Consider the following 25120-nt stretch of genomic DNA (forward strand, 5'->3'; position numbering starts at 1 on the left):
TACGGAGCATCGACATGCTGATCAAGAACGCCCGCGTCGTCACGCGGGACGAAGTTTTCACTGGCGTCGTGCGCGTCGAGGACGGCGTGATTCGCGACGTCGCGCGCGGCACGACGTCGGCGGCCGGCGCGCAGGACTGGGAAGGCGACTATCTGCTGCCGGGCCTCATCGAGCTGCACACGGACAATCTGGAAAAGCATCTGTTGCCGCGGCCGGGCGTCGAATGGAATACGGACGCCGCGTTCGTGATCCATGACGCACAGGTCGCCGCCGCGGGCATCACGACCGTGTTCGACGCGCTCGCGATCGGCTCGCGCTCGAACGTCGGCTTGCGCCGCGCCGACACGCAAACGCGCTGCGCCGAAGCGCTGCAGCGCTTCTCCGAGCGCAAGCTGCTGCGCGCCGAGCACTTCCTGCATCTGCGCTGCGAAATCGCGACGGCCGATGTGGTTGAACTGTTCGATACGTTGAAAGACCATCCGCTGCTGCGTCTCGCGTCGGTGATGGATCACACGCCGGGCCAGCGCCAGTGGCACGACCGCGAGCAATGGCGCCGCTTCCAGGAGCGCCACGGCAAGATGACGGACGAACACATGGCTGCGACGCTCGTCGAACTGGAGGACGAACAGCAGCGTTTCGCGGATGCGCACCGCCGCGAGATCGTCGAACGCTGCAAGGCGCTGGGCGTGCCCGTCGCGAGCCACGACGACACGCTGGTCGAACACGTGCAGCAAGCCGCTGACGAGGGCATCGTGCTCGCCGAATTTCCGACCACGCGCATCGCCGCCGAAGCCGCGCACCGCCACGGCATCGCGACCATCATGGGCGCGCCGAACATCGTGCGCGGCGGCTCGCATTCGGGCAACGTGTCGGCACTGGAACTGGCCAGGGCGGATCTGCTCGATATTCTGTCGTCCGATTACGTGCCGTCCAGCCTGCTGACGGCTGCGTTCGAACTCGTCGAGAAAGCCGGCTGGAGCTTGCCTCGCGCGATGGCGACTGTGTCGGCGGAACCGGCCCGCACGGCGGGCCTGCATGATCGCGGCGCAATCGAAACAGGACTGCGCGCGGACTTCGTGCGCGTCACGATGCTCGACGCATTGCCGGTACCGCGCGCGACCTATCGGGGCGGCGAGCGTATCGTTTGATCGCGAACCGTGTCCGCCGCCGGCCAGGCGCTTGAAAGAAAGGCGTTTGCCGCACTGCCGCATTCATGCCGAACGCCTGTATCGCGGCGCTTTTGCCTTCGTTTTGCTTTCAGTGCGCTCTTCCTGCCCCATATCACAAAAGCGTCCGTTAGAGGCAATACTCCTGTGCCATCCGGTGTTTCACTAGCACCGCAAATATTTTGATTTGTTAAGCTTGGCGCGCGTTGCTGGCTGGGCCAGCCGGCAACCGATATAGACAAGCCCGGCACAACGGCCGGGCAACGTCGCGCAGCGGCACAACCGCATGCGGGACACTTTGAACCACTCCCGGGAGTACATCAGTGAAGAAACTGCTTGCGGCTTTGACGGTTGCCCTGCTCGCCACCGTATCGATCGGCGCACACGCCAAAGACTGGACCACCATCCGCTTCGGCGTCGACGCCAGCTATCCGCCGTTCGAATCGAAGGGTTCCGACGGCAAGCTGGTCGGTTTCGATATCGACCTCGGCAACGAAATCTGCGCGCGCCTGAAGGCGAAGTGCGTGTGGGTCGAAAACGACTTCGACGGCATGATCCCGGCACTGAAGGCGAAGAAGTTCGACGGCGTGCTGTCGTCGATGTCGATGACGCCGCAACGCGCCGAACAGATCGCTTTCTCGTCGAAGCTGTTCAACACGCCGACGCGCCTCGTCGCCAAGAAGGGCTCGAACATCCTGCCGACGGCGGAATCGCTGTCGGGCAAGACGGTTGGCGTCGAACAGGGCACGATCCAGGAAACGTACGCGAAGACCTACTGGGAGCCGAAGGGCGCGAAGGTCGTGCCGTACCAGAACCAGGACCAGGTCTATGCCGACCTGATCTCGGGCCGTCTGGACGCCGCGCTGCAAGACGCTGTGCAGGCTGAAATCGGCTTCCTGAAGACGCCGCGCGGCGCTGGCTTCCAGTTCGTCGGCAAGGACCTCGAAGACAAGAAGATCCTCGGCGAAGGCGCTGGCATCGGCATGCGCAAGGAAGACACCGATCTGAAGGCGAAGGTCGACAAGGCGATCGCCGACATCATCAAGGACGGCACCTACAAGAAGATCGAGAAGAAGTACTTCGACTTCGACGTGTACGGCGGCTGATCCTCACTGCCACGCGTTCGCGCGGTTCGCCCGCGCGGCGCGCCGGCATGCAGACGGGCTCCATTCGGAGCCCGTTTTGCTTTTGACGCCGATGCAGGGTGGTCCTTGCGCATGCGCGGCGGCGCAACGTCGCCCGCGCTGCGCAAATGGGCTAAGATCGAACGATTCACGGCGCAGCCGTTGTGTGCGCCACCGTTTTCAGCAGTCAACCGAAGTCTCATCTCTGCAACTATAGGGCGCCCGCGCGTTGCAGGCGGCGCCACACCAATCATGCAAACCCTCAATCATCCGCTGATTTCCCCGACCCTCGGCACCGCTCGCAGCCTGACGAGCTTCCACTACGGTCCGAGCGGTGGACAGAAGGTCTATATCCAGTCATCTCTGCACGCTGACGAACTGCCCGGCATGCTGGTGTCGTGGGCGCTGCGCCGCAAGCTCGAAGCGCTCGAAGCGGCAGGCAAGCTGCGCGGCGAAGTCGTGATCGTGCCCGTCGCGAACCCTATTGGGCTGAACCAGCATGTGCTCGGCCTGCTCGCCGGCCGCTTCGAAACGAACACCGCGCAGAACTTCAACCGCAATTTCTATAACCTGTTCGACCTGATCGAACCGGTGATCGAAGCGCGTCTGACGACGGATGCCGACCAGAACCGGACAATCGTCCGTCAGGCCATGGGCGAAGCGCTCGACGCGCAAAAGCCGCGTACCGAAGTCGAATCGCAGCGCCTCGCGCTGCAACGGCTCTCGTACGACGCGGACGTCGTGCTCGATCTGCACTGCGACTGGGAAGCGGCGCTGCATCTGTACACGAACCCGGACCTGTGGCCCGACGTCGAGCCGCTTGCGCGCTATCTGGATTCGAAGGCTTCGCTGCTCGCGGTGGATTCCGTCGGCAATCCGTTCGACGAGATTCACAGCTTCTGCTGGTCGGAACTGCGCACGCGCGTCGGCGACCGCTTCCCGATTCCGAATGGCTCGATCTCGGTGACGGTCGAACTGCGCAGTCAGCGCGACGTGTCGTATGAGTTCGCCGAGCACGATGCGCAAGGGATCATCGAATATCTGACGCATCGCGGCGTGATTGCAGGCGAAGCCGCGCCGATGCCGCCGCTCGAATTCGCCGCGACGCCGCTCGCCGGCACTGAGCCGATCGTGACGCCCGTGAGCGGTGTCGTCGTGTATCGCCAGGAAGTGGGCAAGTGGATCGACGCGGGCGAGCCCATCGCCGACATCGTCGATCCGCTGACCGATCAGGTCATTACGTTGAAGTCGACGGTGGCAGGCGTGATGTATGCGCGCCATCTGTCGCGCTTCGCGCAGGCGGGGATGGAGATCGTGCGGATTGCGGGCGCGAAGGCATTCCGCACTGGGCAGTTGCTGTCGGCCTGACGACCATGGCGGCGCGCACGCCGCCTCGCCATTGAATGAGAACGCCCGCTTCATGCGGGCGTTCTTTTTGGCTCCATCCAAATGCATATCGGCGCTTGTTTCGTGGCGACACTAAACAAACCGGCTTGTCACCCGTCTGACGGCGTCGCGGTTATCAGGCATATGCACAGATTTGTGCACGACCCTTTCGTACGCAAAGCAAATCTTGTCGCATTTGTACTACATATTTAGCAAAAACATTTGCTGTCATATTCCTTTCCCTTCTCCTCGTTACATTTGCGCCCGTCGCGCGACCTCCCGCAGAGTCTGGCTCGCGATCGCCATTTTTCAATCTGGAGAAAGTTTTGAACAAGAAAGTACTGACCACCGCTCTACTCGCCTCGGCATTCGCAGGTACCGCACACGCACAAAGCAGCGTCACACTGTACGGCATCATCGATGCAGGTATCAGCTACGCAAACCACTCGAAGACCGCATCCGGCGGCAGCGGCAAGCTGTTCAAGTATGACGACGGCGTGGCGCAAGGCAGCCGTTGGGGCCTGCGCGGCACGGAAGACCTGGGCGGCGGCCTGAAGGCACTGTTCGTGCTCGAAAGCGGCTTCAACAGCGGCAACGGCACGTCGGGCCAGGGTGGCGCGCTGTTCGGCCGTCAGGCATTCGTGGGTCTGTCGAAGGACGGCATCGGCTCGCTGACGTTCGGCCGTCAATACGCGTTCACGACCGATTATCTGGGCAGCAACTATTCGACGGGTGGCCTGACGGTTGCGGGCAACTACGCTTACCACATCAACGACGTGGACCAGCTCACGTCGAGCCGTATCAACAACGCGGTCAAGTTCAGCAGCGCGAACTACGCGGGCCTGACGTTCGGTGCGATGTACGGCTTCTCGAACCAGGCAGGCGCCTTCGGCGGCGCACCGGCCACGGGCACGGCAGCGGCTCCCGTCGCGGGCTCGTCGCGCGCTTACAGCTTTGGCGTGAATTACGCGAATGGCCCGATCGGGTTGGGTGCAGCGTACACGGATATCCGCTTCCCGGGCCAGGCATCGCCAGCATTCTCGACGTCGATTGCCAACGTCACGACGGGCACCGTGCGCGACCTGCGCACGTTCGGCCTTGGCGGCCGCTACATCATCGGACCGGCGACGCTCTACGCGCTGTGGACGAACACGCACTTCGAGCCGATCACGGGCGCGTCGACCACGTACAACAACTTCGAAGGCGGCGCGAAGTACGCATTCACGCCGGCGCTGACGACTGGCCTCGGCTACACGTACTCGCGCCTGACGGGCGCGACGACGGGCCACTTCAACCAGGTCGACGCAAGCGTCGACTACGCGCTGTCGAAGCGCACCGATGTCTACGGCCTGGTGATTTACCAGGACGCGTCGGGCAAGACGGCTTCGGGTGCGCCGATCCAGGCTCAGATCGGTTCGTCGACGTCGTACTTCAACACGTCGGGTTCGGGCTCGCAAAACCAGCTGGCGTTCCGCGTCGGCATGCGTCACAAGTTCTAAGCGGTCTTGTAGGGCGCGGCGCTTTCGCGCGCTTCGCCTGCATGCTTGCAGATGGACTGGAAACGCCCCGCTTTTTTGCGGGGCGTTTTTGTTGGTGCGGATGGGGGAGCGTGAAACTCAGGCCATCAATCGGGCGACACGAATACCCGCACGTCCCCGTTCGCCGTTGGCATCGTGAAGTCGTTCGTGCGGCCGGCACGCACGTCGAAGAGCAGGCGTTCCAGCCGCTCCAGTCGTGCCGCCTTTTCGTCGCCGCTCACGAGGGCATTGTCAGAATCCTTCAGCAATGCAGCGCGCGCGCTGATGATGCGCGCGACTGCGCTCGATTTCGATGTGAAAACCTCTTCCATGTCGGGTACTTCCTTCCCGCTGCGGCCACATGGAAAGCTTCATTTCGCATGCCGCTCCAGCAAAGTTCATCAAAGGCGTCGCCCGCATTGCCGGACGCGCGATGATTCTATGAGCTGGCGCAAATTCTTGCCGTGACGTTGACATATCTGCGCGACGCCCACGCCCCCGCAAAAATCATCCATTAAAAATTATGATAAACATAAAAAACATCAACTATCATAAATGCACCGGCGATCCTACTCTTCAGTTCACCCCACGGCATCGCGCGAAAGCAGCGATGTGAAACAGCGGGACGAGTCACAGGAGTCGATCATGAACACCGCCGCCCAATCGCTGCACTCTCAGGTCGAAAAGTGGCTCGCCCCCGGACCACAGGGGCAGATTCGCGTCGTGCGGTTTGGGCATCGTCGCAGGGACGGAACGAGATACGCGCACGTCGAGGCGTCAACGACGTGCGGTGCGCGGGCAATCTTCTTCTTTCGTCATCACGACGGCGGCTGGTGCGTCTTTCCGCCTCACGCAGACGGGCCGTCGATGGCGGCGCATCCCGGCGTGTACTGTTAGTCCCGTCGCAGCAGAGGCGGCTTTTTTCAGTTCGCCGAAACGAACTCCGCGAACTTTTGCACGTCGACATTGCCGCCGCTGATCAACACGCCGATCCGCTTGCCCTTGAGCTTGTCCTTCATCTGGCGCGCGGCGGCGAAGCCCAGACAACCCGTCGGTTCCACGACGATCTTCATGCGGGCCGCAAAGAAACGCATGCAATCGACGAGTTCCGCGTCGCTAGCCGTGAGCACATCGGTCACGTCGCGCTGGATGATCGGGAACGTGTAGTCGCCGAGATGCTGGGTTTGTGCACCGTCGGCGATCGTCTTAGGCGTGTCGATGTGAACAATCTTTCCTGAGCGGAACGACTGCTGCCCGTCGTTGCCCGCTTCCGGCTCGACCGCGTAAAGCGCGCAATCGGGCGACAGCGCGCGCGTCGACAACGCCGAGCCCGACAGCAACCCGCCGCCGCCGAGCGGCACGAAGAACGCATCGAGCGGGCCGACTTCGTCGAACAGTTCTTTCGCCGCCGTGCCCTGCCCCGCCATCACATCCGGATGATCGTAGGGCGGAATCAGCGTCAGGCCATGTTTCCGCGCGAGTTCGCGGCCAATCTGCTCGCGGTCCTCCTTGTAGCGGTCGTAAATGACGACGTTGCCGCCGTAGCCTTTGGTCGCCTCGACCTTCATCTGCGGTGCGTCGTGCGGCATCACGATCGTCGCGGGCATGCCGAGCAGGCGCGCGGACAGCGCGACCGCCTGCGCATGATTGCCCGACGAAAACGCAACCACGCCCCGACGGCGCTGCTGCTCATCGAACTTCGACAGCGCGTTGAACGCACCGCGAAACTTGAACGCGCCCATGCGCTGGAGGTTTTCGCATTTGAAGAATACTTCGGCGCCGAACGCTTCATTGACGGTTCGCGAAGTCAGGACGGGCGTGCGGTGCGCAACGCCTTCGAGCCGCTTCGAGGCGGCGACGACGTCGTCATAAGTGGGCAGAGTGAGCATGGTCATCCGGGATATCGAGTGGTGAGCGACGCGGGCGTGGAACGCGAGCTGCCGCGACGCGCAATTATCCCGCTGGATTGATCGAATTGTGACTAGACATATTGTCTATGTCAATACATTTTGTAAATTCGTGACATCGATACAGCTATGCAGCGCTATTTGCGCCAAGGCGGCGGATCCATCGCGGCGCGCGCAGCGTCGAGAAAAAGCCGCACCCGTGCAGGCACGCCCTTTCGCATCGGCACGAGTGCGACGATCGGCGCGGGTGCCAACCGCCACTGCGGCAACAGGCGCTTGAGTTTTCCGCTTTCGATCAGCGCGCCCGCGTCCCATTCGGATCGCACCATGATGCCCAGTCCGCGCATCGCCCAATCGCCGATCACGCCGCCATCGTTCGACGAGAGTGCGCCTGTCACGCGCACCGTTACGGTCCTGCCCTGTTTCGCATGTCTGCCCGACGCTCTTTCGAAACGCCAGCGCGATACATCCTCGTCGTTCTCGCGCAGGCACAAACAGGGCAGATGCGCGAGTTCTTGAGGATGCGCCAGCGCGTCGAGACTGGCTGCAAGCCGCGGGCTTGCGCACAGATAGCGCTCGTTCGGCGCGAGCACATGCGCGACCCACGACGAATCTTTCATTTCACCGATATGGATCACGATATCCGCGCCCGCGCTGTCGGCGAGCGGGTTATCGGAGAGATTCAGGCTGGCCTTCACGTTCGGATACATCAGGTGAAAGTCCCGGAGAACGGGCGCCACGTGAATGCGCCCGAAACCCAGCGGCGCGACGATGCGCAAGCTCCCCGATACCGACCGATGTTCCGCGGCGATCCGCTCGGGCAGTGTTTCGAGACGTTCGAGCAGATCGATTGCTTCGAGCATCAGCCGCGTGCCTTCGTCCGTGAGCGAAATACCGCGCGCCTCGCGCACCGCGAGATGCACGCCAAGACGCTCTTCGAGCTTTTGCAGCCGCACGGTGAGCGCGGGTGGCGTGACGTCGAGCAGCCGCGCAGCGCCCGCAAGCGAATGCATCGTGCCGAGCGCCCTGAACATGCGCATGTCTTCGAGATCGACCATTAAACTGGATTAAATGACACGTTGATGGATCATTAACCACACTGTATCCCAAAGGCCCTACAGTGACTGCGCACACTTCGCAACAAGGAAAGCACTGTGACTCTCGCCTCGCTCAACACGCCCGCCGCCATCGTCGATGTCGACGTCATGACGCGCAACATCCAGCGCATGCAAACGCGGATGAACGCACACGGCGTGACGTTCCGGCCGCATGTGAAAACGACCAAATGCGAGCATGTCGTGCGTGCGCAGCTTGCCGCCGGCGCGCAAGGCATCACCGTTTCGACGCTGAAGGAGGCGGAGCAGTTCTTCGCCGCAGGCATCGGCGATATCGTCTATGCAGTGGCCATGGCGCCCAGCAAACTCGAACAGGCGCTGCAACTGCTGCGATGTGGCTGCCGCCTGAAGATCATCACGGACAGCGTCCATTCGGCGCAGGCCATCGTGGCGTTCGGCAACGCTCATGCAGCGACGTTCGAGGTGTGGATCGAAGTCGACGTCGACGGACATCGTTCGGGCATCGCGCCGGATGACGATCTGTTGCTCGAGGTCGGGCGCATTCTGCACGAAGGAAAGATGAAGCTGGGCGGCGTGCTCGCGCATGCCGGATCGAGCTACGACTACAGCACGTCGGCAGAGCTTGAGCGAATCGCTGAGCAGGAGCGCGCCGGCTGCGTGCACGCAGCCCAACGGCTGCGCGCAGCCGGCCTGCCTTGCGACACGGTCAGCATCGGCTCGACACCAACCGCGCTCGCCGCGCGGCATCTGGAAGGCGTCACGGAGGTTCGCGCGGGCGTCTATGTGTTCTTCGATCTCGTGATGCACAACGTGGGCGTGTGCGGCAGCGACGAGATCGCGCTCAGCGTGCTGACCACGGTGATCGGTCATCAGCAAAGCAAGGGTTGGGCGATCGTCGACGCGGGCTGGATGGCGATGAGCCGCGACCGCGGCACGCAGCGCCAGAAGCAGGACTTCGGCTACGGGCTCGTATGTACCGAGGACGGCGTGCCTGTCGAAGGCTTTGTGATGAGCGCCGCGAATCAGGAGCACGGCATCGTCTCGCAAGCCGGAGCGCCGGACACGGCGATCGCGCAGCGTTTCCCGGTCGGCACGCGGCTGCGCATTCTGCCCAACCACGCATGTGCGACGGGCGCTCAACACCCGGCGTATCACGCGCTGTCACGCGACGGCAGTGTGTGCGCGTGGCCTAGATTCTATGGCTGGTAAGCACACGCGGTCACTTCGTATCGTTGTACACCGTCGCACGCGATACGCCCAGGTGCGCAGCAATGATTTCCATCGACTTGCGCACCTCCAGAAAACCCGCCTGCTTCAATTCCTGCATCAGCGCGCGCCGGTGCTCGGTCTTCAGCGCCTGCGGCGTGGTGGACAGCGACATCGCATATTGGTCGATGCGCTCCCGGATCGCTTCGGCATTGGCTGGATCGAGCGATTCCTTCGCACCGACGCCAGAAGCCCTGCAGAACTGCTCCAGCACGTTCTGAATGCCGCGAAACAGATTCAGATCGACATTCAGACACAACGCGGCGATATAGCGTCCCGACGAATCCTTGATCCCGACCGACGTGCTCTTCGCCCGGCGGCCGTCGCCAAACTGGTTCGGATAGTTGGCCAGCAACTGCGGATAGTCTTCGTCCGCGATCCGCGCGAGTCCGAGTTCCGTCGCCGGGTCGCCGACAGCGCGCCCGGACAGGTTGTTGTGAATGGCGAGAATCGCATGTCCCGGGTCGCGCAGATCGTGGACGACGACCTCGCAAAATGGCGCGAACGTCTGCCCCAGACCGTCGGCGATCTGCATCACCTGAGCAAGAAGCGATTCGTGCTCGCGTTCCCACGTGCTTTTTCTCATGGTAGACGTTTAATCTAAAGTTACCCATATTGTACAGTCAATCGCAGTCGCAGCCTTAGCGAACCAAAGCGCGGCGCGGTTTCATGGTTCTTGAACGCCATCCGGCATCGCCTATATTCGACTCATGCGTGACGCATCGAACGCAGCGCCTTTGAGTCGTAACGACGTTGCAAAACGAGTGAGGCCGTTCATGTGCAATACGTATGAATATCCGCGCCAGTACAAAGGCCCGGGCCGCCGACGATTTCTCCGGTTGACTGGCACCGCAGCCGTTGCAGGCCTGGCCCAGATCACGCTTGCGTCCGGCGAGGCACATGCCGACGCATTGACCCGCGCACAGCGTGACCGGATGTCGCCGCAGGAAATCATCGACGATATGAAACAGGGCAACGCGCGCTTCCAGAAAGGCGAGCGAAAGCCGCGCAATTATCTGGGCGAGCAGCGCGCCAGCGCAGCCGGGCAATATCCCGCGGCCGTGCTGTTGAGTTGCATCGACTCGCGCGCACCCGCCGAAGTCATCATGGACCTCGGTATCGGCGATATCTTCAACTGCCGCGTCGCGGGCAATGTCGAGAACCCCGATATCCTCGGCAGCATCGAGTTCGCGTGCAAGCTGTCGGGCGCGAAGGTCGTCGTCGTGATGGGTCACACGGCCTGCGGCGCGATCAAAGGCGCCATTGCGAATGCGGAGCTGGGCAATCTCACCGGGTTGCTCGACAAGATCAAACCCGCCGTTCAGGCCACCGGGTACGACGGCGAACGCTCCGCAACGAACTACGCGTTCGTGAATGCCGTGGCGCGCAAGAATGTCGAACTGACGATCGGCAACATACGTCGCGATAGTCCCGTGCTGGCAGAAATGGAGCAGCAAGGCACGATCAAGATCGTCGGCGCGATGTACAACCTGAGCACGGGCGCGGTGGAGTTTCTCGCTTGATGGGTAGCCTGATGGGCAATTGGCAAGGCGATCGAATTTTCTGTTACCCTGCGCCCTTTCTCCCAGCTTGAACCCGTAAAGATGGATACCCCTTTCAACGAACGCGGCGTGTCGGTCACGCGCAATGCGCTGTCGGCGGCCGGCCAGGTCTTTCCGTTGCGCGAGATCAAGGACGTGCGCGTCGTCACCGTGCAGAAGAACAAGCTCGTGCCCTGGGCAATTTCGCTGATCGGCGCGGTGGGCGCAGTGGTTGGCGGCATGTTCGCGTCGCCCGTGGGTGTCGTGGCGGGCGTGATGCTGATCGTCGTCGGCTGGCTCACGTGGATCACGCAGGACGTCACGCATCGCCTGATGGTCGAGACCGCGGGCAGCGAACGCGAAGCCCTGTCGAGCATCGATCTGTCGTTCGTCGAACGCGTCGCGCAAACGGTCCGCGACGCGCTCGCCTCCGTCGCCGCCAGCGCGTCGAAGACCCAATAACTCGCACATACTGCCTCGCCGTCTTTACACAAAATTGACGGCCCGCGTAGTCCCTTTTTGCATCGGCTTGAGACGCCGCCCGCTACAGTGAACGCGTCTCCACAGCCGCGCCGCCCGCTTCGCGGCGGCGCATCGACGATGCATACCGCTTTCGCTTCATCGCGCACGCTGCCGCGCCGCGCGCCCGCCATCGAACGCTCCACACCAGCCGCCCTGTCGCTCGTGACGATCGACGTGACGGTGCCCGGCACCTCGTCGGCAGCGGGCCGCCGGGCGCTGCTCGCGGCGCTCGGCGAAGGCTCGCGCCTGTTCGTGATGACAGTCGATAAGCGCAACGAATCCATCACCTTTCGCGTCGACGTCATGGCGCGCAGCGTCGGCGATGTAGTCGGCGCACTCGCGGGCGCGCTGCGCCGCGCGACCATCGGCCGCGTGCGCTCGATCGCTCTTACGCAACGCGCCGCGCGGCAGCACTAACACAACGCCAGTCACCTTCACACATTTTTGCAGGTCGTGGTGAGCGCGCGCGTAGAGTCGGCGCTCCCGTCATCACGCGTGTCCTCGCGCCAGGCCCGCGCACACCGCCGAGCCGGATCGGCTGCACCCGCCGAAGCCTGAACGGCCGGTATCGCTGTCATCGCAGGTCACGCATTTCTGCAAGGTGTGTGCGATGTCTGTCCATTTCTTCCGGCGTCTGGCCGGCTTTGCGGGCGCGTTGATCGTGCTCGCGCTCGCGGCCTCGCTGTCGGCCTCGCTGTCGGCCTGTTCAACGCCGATTTCCACGCCCGTCCCGCCCGAGATGAAGGCGAGCCTCATCAACGAAGGACGCGACGGCCTACTGGTGATGCTGTCCGCGGAACGCAGCGACAAGCGCGGCCGCGCGTCGATCGGGCTGCCCGTGCAGATGGACGGCAAGGCTGTCTATCTGATGCTCGATACGGGCACGAACGGCGTGCGCGTGCTGTCGAAGGTCTTGCCGCGATCGAGCTATCCCGCTGCGGGCACGCGGACCTCGTACGCGTTCGCGACCGACGCGCAGGTCTCCGGCGCAACCGTCACGGTGCCCTTCAGCATCGCCGGCACGAGGCCTGTCGATCTCGCCGTACAAGCTGTCGACGAAGTCAGCTGTCTGAAGATCAACAAGCGCTGCGTTGCGCAGGACGGCTACACGGGCGAATTCGGCTGGGCGTTCTCGGGCATTCTCGGCATCGGCGCCGACGACCCGCGCGCCGCCTGCTGCACGCAGCCGCTGCGTGCGCTGCCCGGGCATATCGGCCAGCGCTATCTGGTGCGCGCCAAGCTCGATCGTCCGCTGCTCGTGTTGAGCCCGTCGAACGCGCTGACGAAAGACTTCACACTCGTCCCGTTCACGATGGGCAAGGACGGCTCCGCGCAATGGCCCGTCGGCTGCGTGCAGGTCGGCAACAAGATGCGCTTCTGCGCGCCCGTCGTGTTTTCGACGGGCGGCACCGACATGATCCGCGTCGAAACCGACAAGGCGCCCGACTGGGCCGACGACGTCGACGAGCACAAGCCGATCGCGCAAGGCAACTACGACGTGGTGCTGGGCGTGGGCGACTGGGCGCACCGCTTCAACGACGCGCAAACGACCATCGCGAAAGCCGCACCCGGCGCAAATCGCATCGTGATCGGGCTGATGGCGCTGCAGAACATCGACTTGCTGTTCGACTTCGCGCATGGGCAGCTCGGGCTGCGCGCGCTGCGCAACAACGAGCGCATGGGTAGCTGACGCAACGTCCCGCACACAACCGGCACGAAACAGAAAAAGCCGCCGCGCGATGTTCAATCGCGCGGCGGCCTTTTATCGTGCGTACGTCACGTCACATCGCGTCATTCAAGTTCGAGCGGCTTCACCTTCCAGATATCCCGTGCGTACTCGGCGATCGTACGGTCCGACGAGAACTGCCCCATGCCCGCGACATTCTCGATCGCGCTCATGGTCCAGCCGCGCCGGTCGAGATAACGCTTGTCGACTTCATCCTGCGCCTTCGCGAACGCGGCGAAATCGGCGAGCACCATGTAGTGATCGCCCCAATCGACCAGCGTGTGGAAGATGTCCGAGAAGCGCAGCGGATCGTCGGGTGAGAAGAAGCCCGTGCGAATCTGGTCGAGCGCCATCTTCAGTTCGGGATCGTGCTCGTAGATTTCGCGTGGACGATATCCCGTCGCGCGCAAGTCGTCGACCTGATCCGCGGTGAGTCCGAAGATGAAAATGTTCTCGCGCCCCACGGCATCGCAAATCTCGATGTTCGCGCCGTCCATCGTGCCGATTGTCAGCGCGCCGTTCAGCGCGAGCTTCATGTTGCCCGTGCCCGACGCTTCCGTGCCTGCCATCGAAATCTGCTCGGACAGATCGGCGGCGGGAATGATCAGCTCGGCCACGCTCACGCCGTAGTTCGGCACGAACACGACCTTCAACCTGTCGCCGATGATGGGATCTTCATTCACCGCCTTGCTGACGTCGCCGATCAGCTTGATGATGGTCTTCGCCATCCGGTACGCGGATGCCGCCTTGCCCGCGAACATCACGACGCGCGGCACCCAGTCGCGCTCGGGATGCGCGCGAATGCGGTTGTAGCGCACGATCACATGCAGCACGTTCAGCAATTGCCGCTTGTATTCGTGGATGCGCTTGACCTGCAGATCGAACAGCGCATCGGGGTCGAACGTCATCTTCGTGTGATGCTGCAGGCGCTGGATCAGACGCAGCTTGTTCTGCCGCTTGGCTTCATGAAAGGCGTGGATGAACGACGGGTCGTCGCGCAGATCGCGCAGCTTGCCGAGCTCGAACAGATCGCGCCGCCAGTGCGTGCCGATCTGCTGGTCGATCAGGTGCGACATCGAAGGACTCGACTGCGCGAGCCAGCGACGCGGCGTCACGCCGTTCGTGACGTTCGTGAAGCGCTCGGGCCAGATTTTCGCGAAGTCGGAGAAGATGTCGCGTGTCATCAGTTGCGAGTGCAGCTTCGACACGCCGTTGACCTTCTGGCTCGCGACGATGGCCAGATGCGCCATCCGCACGCGCCGCTGCCCGTATTCGTCGACCAGCGAGATGCGCCGGATCATGTCGACGTCATGGCCCGAATGCTCGCTGACGTGCTTCAGAAACTCCGCGTTGATCTCGAAGATGATTTCGAGGTGGCGCGGCAACAGGCGCGCGAGCGTTTCGACGTCCCACGTTTCGAGCGCTTCGGGCATGAGCGTGTGGTTCGTGTACGAGAACATCTGCTGGATGTCTTTCCACGCTTTCGCCCACGGCACATGGTGCACGTCGACGAGCAGACGCATCAGTTCGGGAATCGCGAGCACCGGGTGCGTGTCGTTCAGATGCACCGCGACCTTCTCGGCGAAGCGGCCGAAGGTGCTGTGCGTGCGCTGATAGCGGCGAATCAGGTCCTGCATCGTCGCCGACACGAAGAAGTACTCCTGGCGCAGACGCAGCTCGCGGCCGGCGGGCGTCGAATCGTCGGGATACAGCAGGCGCGAGACGTTCTCCGACATGTTCTTCGCATCGACGGCGCGGCGATAGTCGCCCTGATTGAACGCGGACAGATCGAGTTCTTCCGTGGCGCGCGCCGACCACAGTCGCAGCGTGTTCGTCGCACTCGTGGCGAAACCGGGGATCACGGTGTCGTACGCCATCGCGTTTACGTGCTGCGTTTCGATCCATTCGACATGACCGTCGCGCTGCACCGTGCGTCCGCCAAAATGCACGATGTATTGCACTTCGGGGCGCGGAAATTCCCACGGGTTGCCCGCGCGCAACCAGTAATCGGGCGTTTCGAGCTGCTCGCCGTCGACGATCTGCTGCTTGAACATCCCGTATTCATAGCGGATGCCATAGCCGAAGCCCGGAATGCCGAGTGTCGCCATCGAATCCAGAAAGCATGCGGCGAGGCGCCCGAGGCCGCCGTTGCCGAGCGCGGCATCGGGCTCGAGATCGACGAGTGCGTCCATATCGACACCGAGGCCCGAGAGGGCTTCCTTCATCTGATCATAGATGCCGAGCGCGAGCAGCGCGTTGGTGAACGTGCGCCCGATCAGGAATTCCATCGACAGGTAATACACGCGCTTCACATCCTGCTCGTACTGCAGGCGCGTGGTCTTCATCCAGCGCGCGACCAGCCGGTCGCGCACGGCGAGCGCCGCGGCGTGCAGCCAGTCCTGCGGGCGCGCTGTCACGGCGTCCTTGCCGACGCCGTACATCATGCGGTTGGAAATCGAGCGCCGCAGCGCATCGACAGTACTGTTGAGCTGGTCGAATTCCAGATCCACCGCTGTCATCGAAGCCTCCGGTAAAACGACGCGGCACGCGCTGAACGGCTTGCGTGTTGGGTGCGGGCGGCGCGAGCCGGTCTGGTGGACAAATAAGCAGAGTAGGACATTTTGGGTAATCCCGTGTCTGCGGCGATTGCGTCATCAAGAGCTCGCTAATCCAAGCAGACAACGCCTACCGCTGCGCAGTTCCATGACTGCCGGGTTGGACTTTGCCTGGCTTAACGCTGAAGTCCTTGTATCTGGCACGATGCCGGTGCAGACGGCTCTGTTCCTTGCACTAGTATGGATGAGTAACAAGGCGGATCGGAGACTGTATCGTCATACCGCGTCCCGCCGGGTCCCTGCTGTACAAGCCGCTAGCGTCGTCGCGCTGCTGTGGAGGTCGAAATGAACGCACAATCCGTGCTCGGTATCATCCATGCGCAGGAACTGCTCATTGTGTCGCTGATCCGCGCGCTTCCGCCCGGCGAGCGGCGCAAAGTGTCAGACGAGTTCCAGGATCAGGTCGAACTGGCGGAAGCACCTCATCTGAGCGCCGGTCACGATCGCGAGATGACCGAGGCATTCAAGGCGCACATCCGCAAGCTGTCGATTCTGCTGGCTTCGTGTAACTGACGTTGTGTCGCGCCGCTGGCGCATTTCGTCCCGTTGGCGCGCACGGGCATTGACAGTTAGTTGCGACGCGTAGGCGCGGGGCAGAGCTTCCAGACAGCTTTCAGAAGAGCTGTTTTTGGGCGGCTCCGAGCACGATCCGCGCCGCTCTGTAACAATCGCTTCATTCGCTGCGAGCACGCCCGTCGCCCCATGATGCGGCCGATGCCGATATGCGCCACGCTCAGTCCTCTGCAGAGCCAGTCCTTGTCCGAGAACACACCCAATCCGGCCCGCGTCGCCGACGCGCCGATGTCCGCCGGTCACCGTTTCGCGATGGCGGCGATCATGCTGTCGGTGGCCCTCGCCTCGCTCGATACCGCCATCGCCAATACTGCGCTACCCGCCATGGCTGCGGATCTGCACGCGAGACCGGCGGCGTCGGTATGGATCATCAACGCCTATCAGCTGGCGATGGTCGCGACGCTGTTGCCGCTCGCCGCACTCGGCGACATCGTTGGGCACCGGCGCATTTACATCAGCGGGATCATCGTGTTCACGGCGGCCTCGCTGGCCTGCGCGCTATCGCCGACCTTGCCCTGGCTGGCGGGCGCGCGCGTCGTGCAGGGTCTCGGCGCGGCGGCGATCATGAGCGTGAACACCGCGCTGATCAAGCATCTGTATCCGCCGCATCGGCTGGGCGCGGGCGTCGGGCTGAATGCGCTGGTGGTGGGCGTGTCGTTTGCCGTGGGGCCGACGGTTGCGTCGCTGATTCTGTCGGTGGCCAGCTGGCCTTGGCTGTTCGCCGTCAACGTGCCGCTCGGCGTGCTGGCGTTGTCGTTCGCGTTGCCGGGACTGCCGCACACGCCGCGCGGCACGCATCACTTCGACCGGGTTGCGGCGTTGCTCAACGTGATCACGTTCGCCGCGCTGGTGTTCGCGCTCGGCGAAGCGGCGCAGCGCGCCTCGACGCCTGTCGTGCTCGGCGCGGCGGCTGTCGCGATCGTGTTCGGCGCGCTGCTGATGCGTCGCGAGACCGGCCACCCCGCGCCGATGCTGCCCGTCGATCTGTTCAAGCTGCCCGTGTTCGCGTTGTCGGCGGTCACGGCCGTGTGCTCGTTCGCCGCGCAAGGGCTCGCGTTCGTTTCGTTGCCGTTCTATTTCGAGGACGTCCTGCATCGCAGCCAGGTCGAAACCGGCTTTCTGATGACGCCCTGGCCGGTGATCGTCGCGCTGGCGGCGCCGTTCGCGGGACGGTTGTCGGATCGCTATCCGCCGGGACTGCTCGGCGCAATCGGCCTTGCGATTCTATGCGCGGGCATGGCGGCGCTCGCGATGTTGCCGCCGCATCCCAGTGTGATCGACATCTCGATCCGCATGGCGATCTGCGGCGCGGGCTTCGGATTTTTCCAGTCGCCGAATCTGAAGGCGCTGATGGCGAGCGCGCCGCCCAATCGCAGTGGCGGCGCAAGCGGGATCATCGCGACCTCGAGGCTGATTGGGCAGACGACGGGCGCGGCGCTGGTTGCGTTGAGCTTCAGCATCGCCGGACGTCACGGCCCGACGCTTTCGCTGGCGACGGGCGCCGTGTTCGCGGGGGCTGCGAGTATTGCGAGCGGGTTGAGGTTATTTGCGCCGTCGCATCGGGGGCAGGCGAGTGTCACGGTGACTACCGTGACGGCGAAAGAACAGTAGGTAGCGCGGGCGAGTATTGCACTCGCCGCCAGCACGCTTCACGCAAACCAGGCGTGAAGCGGCGCCCTCTCTCACCGCGCGAAGTATTCCTTCACAGCCGTCACGAACGTATCGATATCCGCGCGCGACACGTCCATATGGGTGACAAACCGCGACGCATACAACATCTGCGTAAGGATGCCGCGCTCCTTGAGCCACGCCTCCAGCGGCGCGCAATGCGCTTGCGGAAACTGCGCGAACACCATGTTGGTCGCCTGCGACTGCACCTTGACCTGGTCGATCTGTGCAAGTCCCGCCGCGAGATGCGCGGCGTTGTCGTGATCTTCGGCAAGCCGTTCGACGTTGTGATCCAGCGCATAGAGACACGCGGCCGCCAGCACGCCCGCCTGCCGCATGCCGCCGCCCAGCACCTTGCGCCAGCGGTGCGCAACGTCGACCAGCGCCTTGCTACCCACCAGCACCGAACCCACAGGCGCCCCGAGCCCTTTCGAGAAGCAGATCGAAACCGTATCGAAAGGTGCGCACAGCGCTTCGACGGGCTGCTTCGACGCAACCGCCGCATTGCAGACGCGCGCGCCGTCGAGGTGAGTCGACAGCCCGCGATCGCGCGCGAGCTGCGTGGCCTCGGCGACGTAACCCGCCAGCAGCACCTTGCCGCCGATCGTATTTTCCAGCGCCAGCAGACGCGTGCGCGCGAAGTGGTTGTCGATGGGCTTGATCGCGGCAGCGATCTTGTCGAGGGGAAGCGAGCCGTCGAGCGCGTTTTCGATTGGCTGCGGCTGGATGCTGCCCAGCACGGCTGCGCCGCCGCCTTCGTACTTGTAGGTGTGCGCCGCCTGGCCAACGATGTATTCGTCGCCGCGCGCGCAATGCGCCATCAGCGCGGCGAGATTGCTCTGCGTGCCGCTCGGGAAGAACAGCCCCGCCTCCTTGCCCGCGCGCTCGGCGACGGTGGCTTGCAGCCGCAGGACCGTCGGATCGTCGCCCCAGACGTCGTCGCCGACTTCGGCGGCTGTCATCGCCGCGAGCATGTTCTTGGTCGGACGGGTCACGGTGTCGCTGCGCAAATCGATCATGTGCTTTTCCTCGAGGATGACGGGTCGCCCCACGTGCAACGGCACGACGCGTGAAGCGTGCGATTGAGTCCGCAAGTTTATCAACTCCGTCTCAAGGCGTCTCCAGCGCCCACTCCTTCGAATCGAACGTATCCGCGAACACCTCGAAGTCTTCGATCGGCAGCGGCCGGCAGAACAGATAGCCCTGGTACGCCTGACACCCCGCATCGGCCAGGAACTGCCGCTGCGCTTCCGTCTCCACGCCTTCCGCGATCACGCCCAGGCCGAGACTCTGCGCGAGCGTGACGATCGCGCGCGCGATCACGGCATCGTTCGGATCGTCGAGCACGTCGCGCACGAACGACCTGTCGATCTTCAATTGCCCCAGCGGCAAGCGCTTCAGATACGACAGCGACGAATACCCGACGCCGAAATCGTCGAGTGAGAACACCACGCCTTTCGTGCGCAGCAGCATCATCTTGCCGATGATGTCCTCGACGTTGTCCACCAGCACGCTCTCCGTCAGTTCGAGCTTCAGACGGCTCGGTTCCGCGCCCGTGCGCGCGAGCGCATCGAGCACGCTGGCGACGAAGTTTTCCTCGCGCAGCTGCTGCGCGCTCACGTTGACGGCAATCGACAGATGCGCCCGGTCGGCGCGCGTCGCCCACTGCGCGAGTTGCCGGCACGCCGTATCGAGCACCTTGTCGCCGACCGGGAGAATCAGCCCCGTCTCTTCGGCGAGCGGAATGAATTCGGCAGGCGGCACGAGGCCATGCTCGGGATGCTGCCAGCGCACCAGCGCCTCGGCGCCCGTCACGCGGTCGCCGTTGAACACCTGCGCCTGGTAGTGCACGAGCAACTGGTCTTCGTCGATCGCTCGGCGCAGCGCCGCCTCCAGCGCCGCGCGCTCCATCACCACCGTCTGCATGGCCGGATCGAAAAAGCAGATCGCGTTGCGCCCGCTTTCCTTCGACTTGTACATCGCCAGATCCGACTGTTTCAGCAACTCGTCGATCGACGTTTCGTGGCCCGTGAACAGCGTCGCGCCGATGCTCGCGGTGGTGCGGAAGTCCGTGCCGTCGAGATAGTAAGGGCTCGACAGCGCGGCCAGCACCTTTTCGGCGGCGCTCTCGGTCTCGCTCGCCGCTTCTTCGCGGATACGGCTGAGGTCGCCCAGCACGATCACGAACTCGTCGCCGCCCATGCGCGCGACCGTGTCGCCCTCGCGCACGCTCGCCAGCAGGCGTTGCGCGACCTGGCTCAGCAGCAGATCGCCCTTGTCGTGGCCGAGCGTGTCGTTGAGCGTCTTGAAGTTGTCGAGATCGACGAACAGCAGCGCGCCGTGCGTATGGTTCTGCGCGCTCAGCGCGATCACCTGCCTGAGCCGGTCGCGCAGCAGCGTGCGGTTCGGCAGATGCGTGAGCGCGTCGAAAAACGCCAGTTCCTTGATCTGCTCTTCGGCGAGCTTGCGCTCGGTGATGTCGTAGTGCGTGCCGACATAGTGCGTGACGCGGCCGTCGTCCGCCTTGACGGCCGTGATGGTTAGCCACTTCGGATAGATCTCGCCGTTCTTGCGGCGGTCCCAGATTTCGCCCTGCCATCCGCCCACGCGCCGGATCGTGTCCCACATGTCGCGAAAGAACGCGGCATCGTGACGGCCCGAACTGAGGATGCGCGGGTTCCTGCCGATCACGTCTTCGGCCGTATAGCCGGTGCACTCGGTGAACGCCGAATTGACGCGCAGGATGGTGCCGTCGGCGTCCGTGACCATCATGCCTTCGAGCGAATCGAACGCGACGGCGGCAATGCGCAGTTCGGCCTCGCTCTCCCGCACTTCCGCCGTCATCTTCGACGCGAGCCGCATCGCGCGGCTGCGGCCGCTCGCGAGGCTCCATGCAAGCAACGCGAGCAGCAAGCTCAAGCCCGCGCCCGTGCACGCGATCAGCAGCTTCGCGTTGCGGCCGAAGCGCGCCTTGAAGTCGGGCTGCGCGGTCATCGACAGCGTCCAGTCGTGGCCGCCCACCACGAGGTATTCGTTGGCGGAGATCACCTCGACGTTCTTCGGCTCCGACGAACGGTACAGCAGCGATTCGGACGACGGGTGCGTGCCGTCGTAGATCGACAGATAGAGACCGGGCGGCTGCTCGCCGTAGAGGCTCGCCAGCACGTCGCGCATACGGAACGCCGCGTACACCCAGCCCAGCAGATGCGCGCGGCGGTCGGCGACGTTCTCCTGCGGCTCGCCGCGCGCGTAGATGGGCAGATACATCACGAAGCCGGCAACGGGCGGCGCGCCCGCGTCCGATGCCAGTTGCACCTTGCCCGACACGACGGCAAGGCCGGAATCGCGTGACTTCTCCATTGCCAGCCGCCGCGCGGCATGGACCCACGAGTCGAAGCCAAGCAGCCCATTACCCGCGCCGGAGATCGGCTCGCGTGCGATCAAGGGCGCGTAGCCGTTGCGCTCGCCGGGCGGATCGATCGCGTAGCGGCGGCCCGCGCGGGTACGCATGTCGGCCATGTGCGCGTCCCGCCGCTGCGCAGGCACCCATTGCACGACGCCGATCGCCTGCACGCCCGCGAAGTTCGCGTCCGCGTTGATCGCGCCCAGGTAGCCGTGAAACGCGTCGAGATCGAGCGCGCCGCGCGCCGCGAACATGCCCTGCACGCCGCGCAGCATCTGCTCGTAGGTCGCCATGCGCTGCTCGATGCGGCTGACGGCATCGCCGAGTGCGAAATTGAACTCGGAAAGCAGTTCGCGCCGCGCGGCCTGGCGCTCGTGATCCCACACTGACCAGGTGATGCTCAACCCGGTCAGGAGGATCAGCAGCGGCAACAGGACGAGGCGCGCGCGGTTCATCTGGGTAGCGTGAAGTCGACCATCGAGTCCGCGAGTTCAGGTTTGAAGTACTTCCTGAAGATGCGGCGCACCGTGCCGTCCGTGCGCATCTCCTCGACAAGGCCGCGCCATTTCTCCCGCTCCTGCGGCGACAGCGCCCTCTTCGACATGATGAGGCCGTGCGGCACGGCGGCGTCGTTGAATTCGATGATGGTGGTGATGTCGCGGATGCGCTTCTCATCCAGCGCCGGATAGTCGAACGGCTCGATGATCATCCCCTGAATGGTGCCGCGCATCAGCGCCTGGTAGAGCGGCTCCAGCCCGCCCGCCTGACTGACGCGATTGGCTGCGGCGAGCGTATCGACCAGTTCGTTGGCGGACTGACTATACCGGAAGCTTCTTATGACGCCGAGTTGAAACTGGTCGTTGTGTTCGAAATCGGACAACTGCCGAATGCCGGCGTCCTTGCGCACGAGCAGATAGAACTTGTCGCTGAAGTACCACGCGAACTGCGCGTAGCCGTCGCGCTCGTCGTTGGTGATGCCGGACAGGCTGAAATCGAGCGCACCCGACTCGATCAGCTTCCAGATGCGCGCCCGCGACATCAGGCTCACGCGGATATCGCAGCCGCTGCGGCGGCTCAGTTCGTCGGCGAAATCCTTGTCGATGCCCGCGTTGGTGTCCTGCGAATACAGCAGGCCGTGGTCGTGCAGCGCGAGGGTGAATGGACGCGTGCAATCGGGGCCGCCCGCCAATGCGCGCGTGCTGGTGGCACCCAGTGCCGCGAGCACGACCAGCAAGCCTATGAATCCGCGGTGAATCACGCTGATGCTCCCCGTTGTTCTTTGGTGAGTGGTGCCTGCGCCCGCTGCGCGCGGAGGACTCGCTCGCGAGACGATGGCGAGCCTACGCGAAAACGGACCATTCGGGTTAACGGCAAAAAAGACAGCTGACTTGACCTGGGTTTTGCCTGGTGTCTTGCGAAGATGATCGAACCGCTCGACAGCGCAGGCTCACCTGCCTGCTAATTTCAGTTCGCCAACGAATGACGCAACCTGCCGGTGGACGCGCCTCGTAGCTGGAACCGCAAGTCGACTGCGAACAGCTCCGCTACGTTGCCGTTGATCGCGCAATGACAGCCTGTCCCGACGTTATGGAGCGTGACAGACGAACGTTTCAGTTCTTCGCGCGTGCGTTTCGGGTTCGCGATTGACGTCAGGTTCCGGTGATGCGGCGAATGTCGCCACCAGGCCGGCAGCAGGCCTGAATGTGAATGTGCGGGGCGAGCTGCGAGTTTCACCGGCCCGCCCGCGCGAAGCCTGGCGCTCGCCATCACGCGCAAAAATGGCATGTCGCTCGAACATGGTTACGGCAACCCGCCACGGAAACCTTAGAAGCGGGAACAGAGTGTTGTCGCTTGCCGAGCCATTTGACAATTCGAATCCGAAGGCTCGAACGCAACGCGCCCACGATCTCGACGATCGTGGGCGCGAACGAAGTCCCAACCCGCTTTGAACGAAGAAAACCCGCGTGCTCAGTGGCCCAGCGATTCCAGCTTCGCTCCCGCCACCTGGCTAACCTGCGGCCTCGCCATCTGCTTGATCAGCAGCGCGACGCACGCAACCAGACCGGCAATCGCGATGGTGGCGAACACGCCGGAAAACGTGAAGTGACGGCGCGTCAATTCAGCGACGAGGAACGAGCCCGCAATGCCGCCGAAACGCCCCACGCCGAGCATCCACGCGACCCCCGTGCCGCGCCCTTCCGTCGGATAGAACGCAGCCGCAAGCGCGGGCATCGACGATTGCGCGGTGTTCATCAATACACCTGCAATGAACACGATCGCCACGAGCGCGCCGACATTGCCCGCCGCCTGCCCGATGCAGTACACGCTGACGGCCGTCAGCGCATAGCACACGGCAATCACGCGGTTCGCATTGAAGCGATCCATCAGCACGCCTGCCAGCACCGCGCCGACGCCGCCGAGCGGGAACAGCGCCGAGATCAGCGTCGCGCTCTTCGGCGTGAGGCCTGCGTCCTTCAAGAGAATCGGCATCCAGTTGATCGACGCATAGAAGATCACGAGGCCCATGAAATACGTGAGCCACAGCATCACCGAGCCGACAATGTAAGAGCGCGACAGCACCACGCCGAGCCCTTTGCTGCCCGTTTGCGGGGCCGTCTCCGTCATCACGAACGAGCCTGCGTTCAGCGCTTCTGACGAGATGCGCGCGAGCGTCGCGCGAATCCGTTCGACGGGCTGACTGCTCGCCACCATGAAGCGCACCGACTCGGGCATCTTGAGCAGCAGCACCACGCCGAGCAACAACGGCGTCACGCCGCCGAGCATCAGCACGCTGCGCCAGCCGAAATGCGGGATCATCCACGCCGCGAGAAAGCCCCCGAACGCCGCGCCCAGCGGAAAGCCGCAGAACATCAGGTTGATCACCGTCGCGCGCCGGCGGTCCGGGCAGAACTCGCCCATCATGGTCACGGCATTCGGCATCGCGGCGCCGAGGCCGACGCCCGTGATGAAGCGCAGCACGGTCAATTGCCCGATGCTCGACGAGAACGCCGACGCAAGACACGCAACGCCGAACAGGAAGACGGACGTGAGCAGCAGCGAGCGGCGTCCGAGCCGGTCGGACAGCGGACCCGAGCCGAGCGCGCCGCATGCGAGGCCGAACAGCGCGGCGCTCAGCACGGGCGCGAGATCGGGCCGCGACAGGCCCCACTCGGTCAGCAGCGACGGCGCGATAAAGCCGATCGCCGCCGTATCGAAACCGTCCAGCAGGACGATCACGAAGCACATGAAAAACACGAGCCATTGAAAGCCACCGAATGGCTGCTCGTTGATGAACGTCTGGACGTTCACGACGGAAGGGCGGTTCATCGACTGTCTCCTGCTACGCGCGGCGCAATGCTGCGCCTGTGATCCTATATTGCCTCAGAAGCGAGGCGCGATACCCATGCTCATTACGAACACGCTGCGCGGCGTGACGCGATGGCGTCAGGCAACGTTGTTCGTATATCGCACAATCTTTCAGATTGCGAACACTTTAGCGTTTTGCATCGGCGAGCGTCAATGAAGGGTTATCACTGATGGATGGGTGTCGGGACCGCGGAAGCAGCACGCCGGGCGTCTCGCGACAGCGAACGTGCTTCGCGCGACATCGACTTGGCATCGAGCATGTCT

21 protein-coding genes are annotated in these 25120 nt (G+C 63.6%); 12 read left to right on the forward strand and 9 right to left on the reverse strand.

The annotated features are described in order from the left end of the window. Positions 1-14: 14 nt before the first annotated feature. From C2L66_RS26580 to C2L66_RS26595, 4 genes are all read left to right on the forward strand, one after another. A complete protein-coding gene (locus C2L66_RS26580) occupies positions 15-1148 on the forward strand; it encodes an alpha-D-ribose 1-methylphosphonate 5-triphosphate diphosphatase (protein ID WP_054933714.1) in 1134 nt (377 codons plus the stop codon). A 341-nt stretch (positions 1149-1489) separates the two neighbouring features. Beyond that, complete coding sequence (locus C2L66_RS26585) at positions 1490-2272, forward strand: ABC transporter substrate-binding protein (protein WP_054933713.1); 783 nt, start codon at positions 1490-1492, stop codon at positions 2270-2272. 270 nt (positions 2273-2542) lie between these two features. After that, a complete protein-coding gene (locus C2L66_RS26590; protein ID WP_060607145.1) occupies positions 2543-3658 on the forward strand; it encodes a succinylglutamate desuccinylase/aspartoacylase family protein in 1116 nt (371 codons plus the stop codon). Positions 3659-4002: 344 nt separating this feature from the next. Continuing rightward, positions 4003-5175: a porin gene (locus tag C2L66_RS26595; protein WP_054933712.1), complete on the forward strand. Its 1173-nt coding sequence runs from the start codon at positions 4003-4005 to the stop codon at positions 5173-5175. Between the two features lie 125 nt (positions 5176-5300). On the opposite strand, the gene C2L66_RS26600 is transcribed toward C2L66_RS26595, so the two are convergent. Next, positions 5301-5525 carry a hypothetical protein gene (locus C2L66_RS26600; protein WP_054933711.1) on the reverse strand — a complete coding sequence of 75 codons (225 nt, stop codon included), beginning with the start codon at positions 5523-5525 and terminating at the stop codon, positions 5301-5303. Positions 5526-5838: 313 nt separating this feature from the next. Between C2L66_RS26600 and C2L66_RS26605 the strand changes: the two genes are divergently transcribed. Beyond that, positions 5839-6090, forward strand: a complete 252-nt coding sequence (locus C2L66_RS26605; RefSeq protein WP_060607142.1) for a hypothetical protein — start codon at positions 5839-5841, stop codon at positions 6088-6090. A 26-nt stretch (positions 6091-6116) separates the two neighbouring features. Here C2L66_RS26605 and C2L66_RS26610 read toward each other — a convergent pair whose 3' ends face one another. Next, positions 6117-7088 carry a threo-3-hydroxy-L-aspartate ammonia-lyase gene (locus C2L66_RS26610; RefSeq protein ID WP_176056874.1) on the reverse strand — a complete coding sequence of 324 codons (972 nt, stop codon included), beginning with the start codon at positions 7086-7088 and terminating at the stop codon, positions 6117-6119. 149 nt (positions 7089-7237) lie between these two features. Further along, a complete protein-coding gene (locus tag C2L66_RS26615) occupies positions 7238-8158 on the reverse strand; it encodes a LysR family transcriptional regulator (RefSeq protein WP_060605446.1) in 921 nt (306 codons plus the stop codon). Between the two features lie 96 nt (positions 8159-8254). Between C2L66_RS26615 and C2L66_RS26620 the strand changes: the two genes are divergently transcribed. Next, positions 8255-9385 carry a DSD1 family PLP-dependent enzyme gene (locus tag C2L66_RS26620; protein ID WP_060605443.1) on the forward strand — a complete coding sequence of 377 codons (1131 nt, stop codon included), beginning with the start codon at positions 8255-8257 and terminating at the stop codon, positions 9383-9385. Between the two features lie 10 nt (positions 9386-9395). On the opposite strand, the gene C2L66_RS26625 is transcribed toward C2L66_RS26620, so the two are convergent. Beyond that, complete coding sequence (locus tag C2L66_RS26625) at positions 9396-10028, reverse strand: helix-turn-helix transcriptional regulator (RefSeq protein ID WP_054933708.1); 633 nt, start codon at positions 10026-10028, stop codon at positions 9396-9398. Positions 10029-10218: 190 nt separating this feature from the next. On the opposite strand from C2L66_RS26625, the gene C2L66_RS26630 reads away from it, so the two are divergent. From C2L66_RS26630 to C2L66_RS26645, 4 genes are all read left to right on the forward strand, one after another. Beyond that, positions 10219-10965: a carbonic anhydrase family protein gene (locus C2L66_RS26630; RefSeq protein ID WP_060605440.1), complete on the forward strand. Its 747-nt coding sequence runs from the start codon at positions 10219-10221 to the stop codon at positions 10963-10965. 81 nt (positions 10966-11046) lie between these two features. Further along, positions 11047-11445 carry a DUF6232 family protein gene (locus C2L66_RS26635; protein ID WP_054933706.1) on the forward strand — a complete coding sequence of 133 codons (399 nt, stop codon included), beginning with the start codon at positions 11047-11049 and terminating at the stop codon, positions 11443-11445. 138 nt (positions 11446-11583) lie between these two features. Further along, complete coding sequence (locus tag C2L66_RS26640) at positions 11584-11922, forward strand: hypothetical protein (protein WP_060605436.1); 339 nt, start codon at positions 11584-11586, stop codon at positions 11920-11922. A gap of 193 nt (positions 11923-12115) precedes the next feature. Beyond that, positions 12116-13195 (forward strand): hypothetical protein, encoded by a 1080-nt coding sequence (locus C2L66_RS26645; RefSeq protein WP_060605434.1) that lies wholly within the window; start codon positions 12116-12118, stop codon positions 13193-13195. A 101-nt stretch (positions 13196-13296) separates the two neighbouring features. Here C2L66_RS26645 and C2L66_RS26650 read toward each other — a convergent pair whose 3' ends face one another. Continuing rightward, the gene (locus C2L66_RS26650) at positions 13297-15750 is read right to left on the reverse strand and encodes a glycogen/starch/alpha-glucan phosphorylase (protein WP_054933703.1); all 2454 of its coding nucleotides are present in this window, start codon (positions 15748-15750) and stop codon (positions 13297-13299) included. A 381-nt stretch (positions 15751-16131) separates the two neighbouring features. Between C2L66_RS26650 and C2L66_RS26655 the strand changes: the two genes are divergently transcribed. Both C2L66_RS26655 and C2L66_RS26660 read left to right on the forward strand, forming a co-directional pair. After that, positions 16132-16359 (forward strand): hypothetical protein, encoded by a 228-nt coding sequence (locus C2L66_RS26655; protein WP_035997216.1) that lies wholly within the window; start codon positions 16132-16134, stop codon positions 16357-16359. Between the two features lie 288 nt (positions 16360-16647). Then, positions 16648-18030, forward strand: coding sequence for an MFS transporter (locus C2L66_RS26660; RefSeq protein ID WP_054933729.1), 1383 nt, complete (start codon positions 16648-16650; stop codon positions 18028-18030). 71 nt (positions 18031-18101) lie between these two features. Here C2L66_RS26660 and ltaE read toward each other — a convergent pair whose 3' ends face one another. The 4 genes from ltaE to C2L66_RS26685 form a co-directional block, all read right to left on the reverse strand. After that, entirely contained in the window at positions 18102-19106 is a 1005-nt protein-coding gene (ltaE, locus tag C2L66_RS26665; protein ID WP_060607136.1) for a low-specificity L-threonine aldolase, read from the reverse strand. A 91-nt stretch (positions 19107-19197) separates the two neighbouring features. Next, positions 19198-21945, reverse strand: a complete 2748-nt coding sequence (locus C2L66_RS26670) for a bifunctional diguanylate cyclase/phosphodiesterase (RefSeq protein ID WP_060605429.1) — start codon at positions 21943-21945, stop codon at positions 19198-19200. Continuing rightward, positions 21942-22748, reverse strand: coding sequence for a substrate-binding periplasmic protein (locus C2L66_RS26675; protein ID WP_060605427.1), 807 nt, complete (start codon positions 22746-22748; stop codon positions 21942-21944). The genes C2L66_RS26670 and C2L66_RS26675 overlap by 4 nt, the downstream gene beginning before the upstream one ends. Before the next feature lie 710 nt (positions 22749-23458). Beyond that, entirely contained in the window at positions 23459-24817 is a 1359-nt protein-coding gene (locus C2L66_RS26685) for an MFS transporter (RefSeq protein WP_054933697.1), read from the reverse strand. Positions 24818-25120 lie beyond the last annotated feature (303 nt).

The sequence above is a fragment of the Paraburkholderia caribensis genome, assembly GCF_002902945.1.
Classification (GTDB): Bacteria; Pseudomonadota; Gammaproteobacteria; order Burkholderiales; family Burkholderiaceae; genus Paraburkholderia; species Paraburkholderia caribensis.

Coding starts and splice junctions, on each gene's coding strand:
- C2L66_RS26580 (WP_054933714.1), top strand. CDS start 15: ATGCTGATCAAGAACGCCCGCGTCGTCACGCGGGACGAAGTTTTCACT.
- C2L66_RS26590 (WP_060607145.1), top strand. CDS start 2,543: ATGCAAACCCTCAATCATCCGCTGATTTCCCCGACCCTCGGCACCGCT.
- C2L66_RS26600 (WP_054933711.1), bottom strand. CDS start 5,525: ATGGAAGAGGTTTTCACATCGAAATCGAGCGCAGTCGCGCGCATCATC.
- C2L66_RS26605 (WP_060607142.1), top strand. CDS start 5,839: ATGAACACCGCCGCCCAATCGCTGCACTCTCAGGTCGAAAAGTGGCTC.
- C2L66_RS26610 (WP_176056874.1), bottom strand. CDS start 7,088: ATGACCATGCTCACTCTGCCCACTTATGACGACGTCGTCGCCGCCTCG.
- C2L66_RS26615 (WP_060605446.1), bottom strand. CDS start 8,158: ATGGTCGATCTCGAAGACATGCGCATGTTCAGGGCGCTCGGCACGATG.
- C2L66_RS26625 (WP_054933708.1), bottom strand. CDS start 10,028: ATGAGAAAAAGCACGTGGGAACGCGAGCACGAATCGCTTCTTGCTCAG.
- C2L66_RS26630 (WP_060605440.1), top strand. CDS start 10,219: ATGTGCAATACGTATGAATATCCGCGCCAGTACAAAGGCCCGGGCCGC.
- C2L66_RS26635 (WP_054933706.1), top strand. CDS start 11,047: ATGGATACCCCTTTCAACGAACGCGGCGTGTCGGTCACGCGCAATGCG.
- C2L66_RS26640 (WP_060605436.1), top strand. CDS start 11,584: ATGCATACCGCTTTCGCTTCATCGCGCACGCTGCCGCGCCGCGCGCCC.
- C2L66_RS26645 (WP_060605434.1), top strand. CDS start 12,116: ATGTCTGTCCATTTCTTCCGGCGTCTGGCCGGCTTTGCGGGCGCGTTG.
- C2L66_RS26650 (WP_054933703.1), bottom strand. CDS start 15,750: ATGACAGCGGTGGATCTGGAATTCGACCAGCTCAACAGTACTGTCGAT.
- C2L66_RS26655 (WP_035997216.1), top strand. CDS start 16,132: ATGAACGCACAATCCGTGCTCGGTATCATCCATGCGCAGGAACTGCTC.
- C2L66_RS26660 (WP_054933729.1), top strand. CDS start 16,648: ATGTCCGCCGGTCACCGTTTCGCGATGGCGGCGATCATGCTGTCGGTG.
- ltaE (WP_060607136.1), bottom strand. CDS start 19,106: ATGATCGATTTGCGCAGCGACACCGTGACCCGTCCGACCAAGAACATG.
- C2L66_RS26670 (WP_060605429.1), bottom strand. CDS start 21,945: ATGAACCGCGCGCGCCTCGTCCTGTTGCCGCTGCTGATCCTCCTGACC.
- C2L66_RS26685 (WP_054933697.1), bottom strand. CDS start 24,817: ATGAACCGCCCTTCCGTCGTGAACGTCCAGACGTTCATCAACGAGCAG.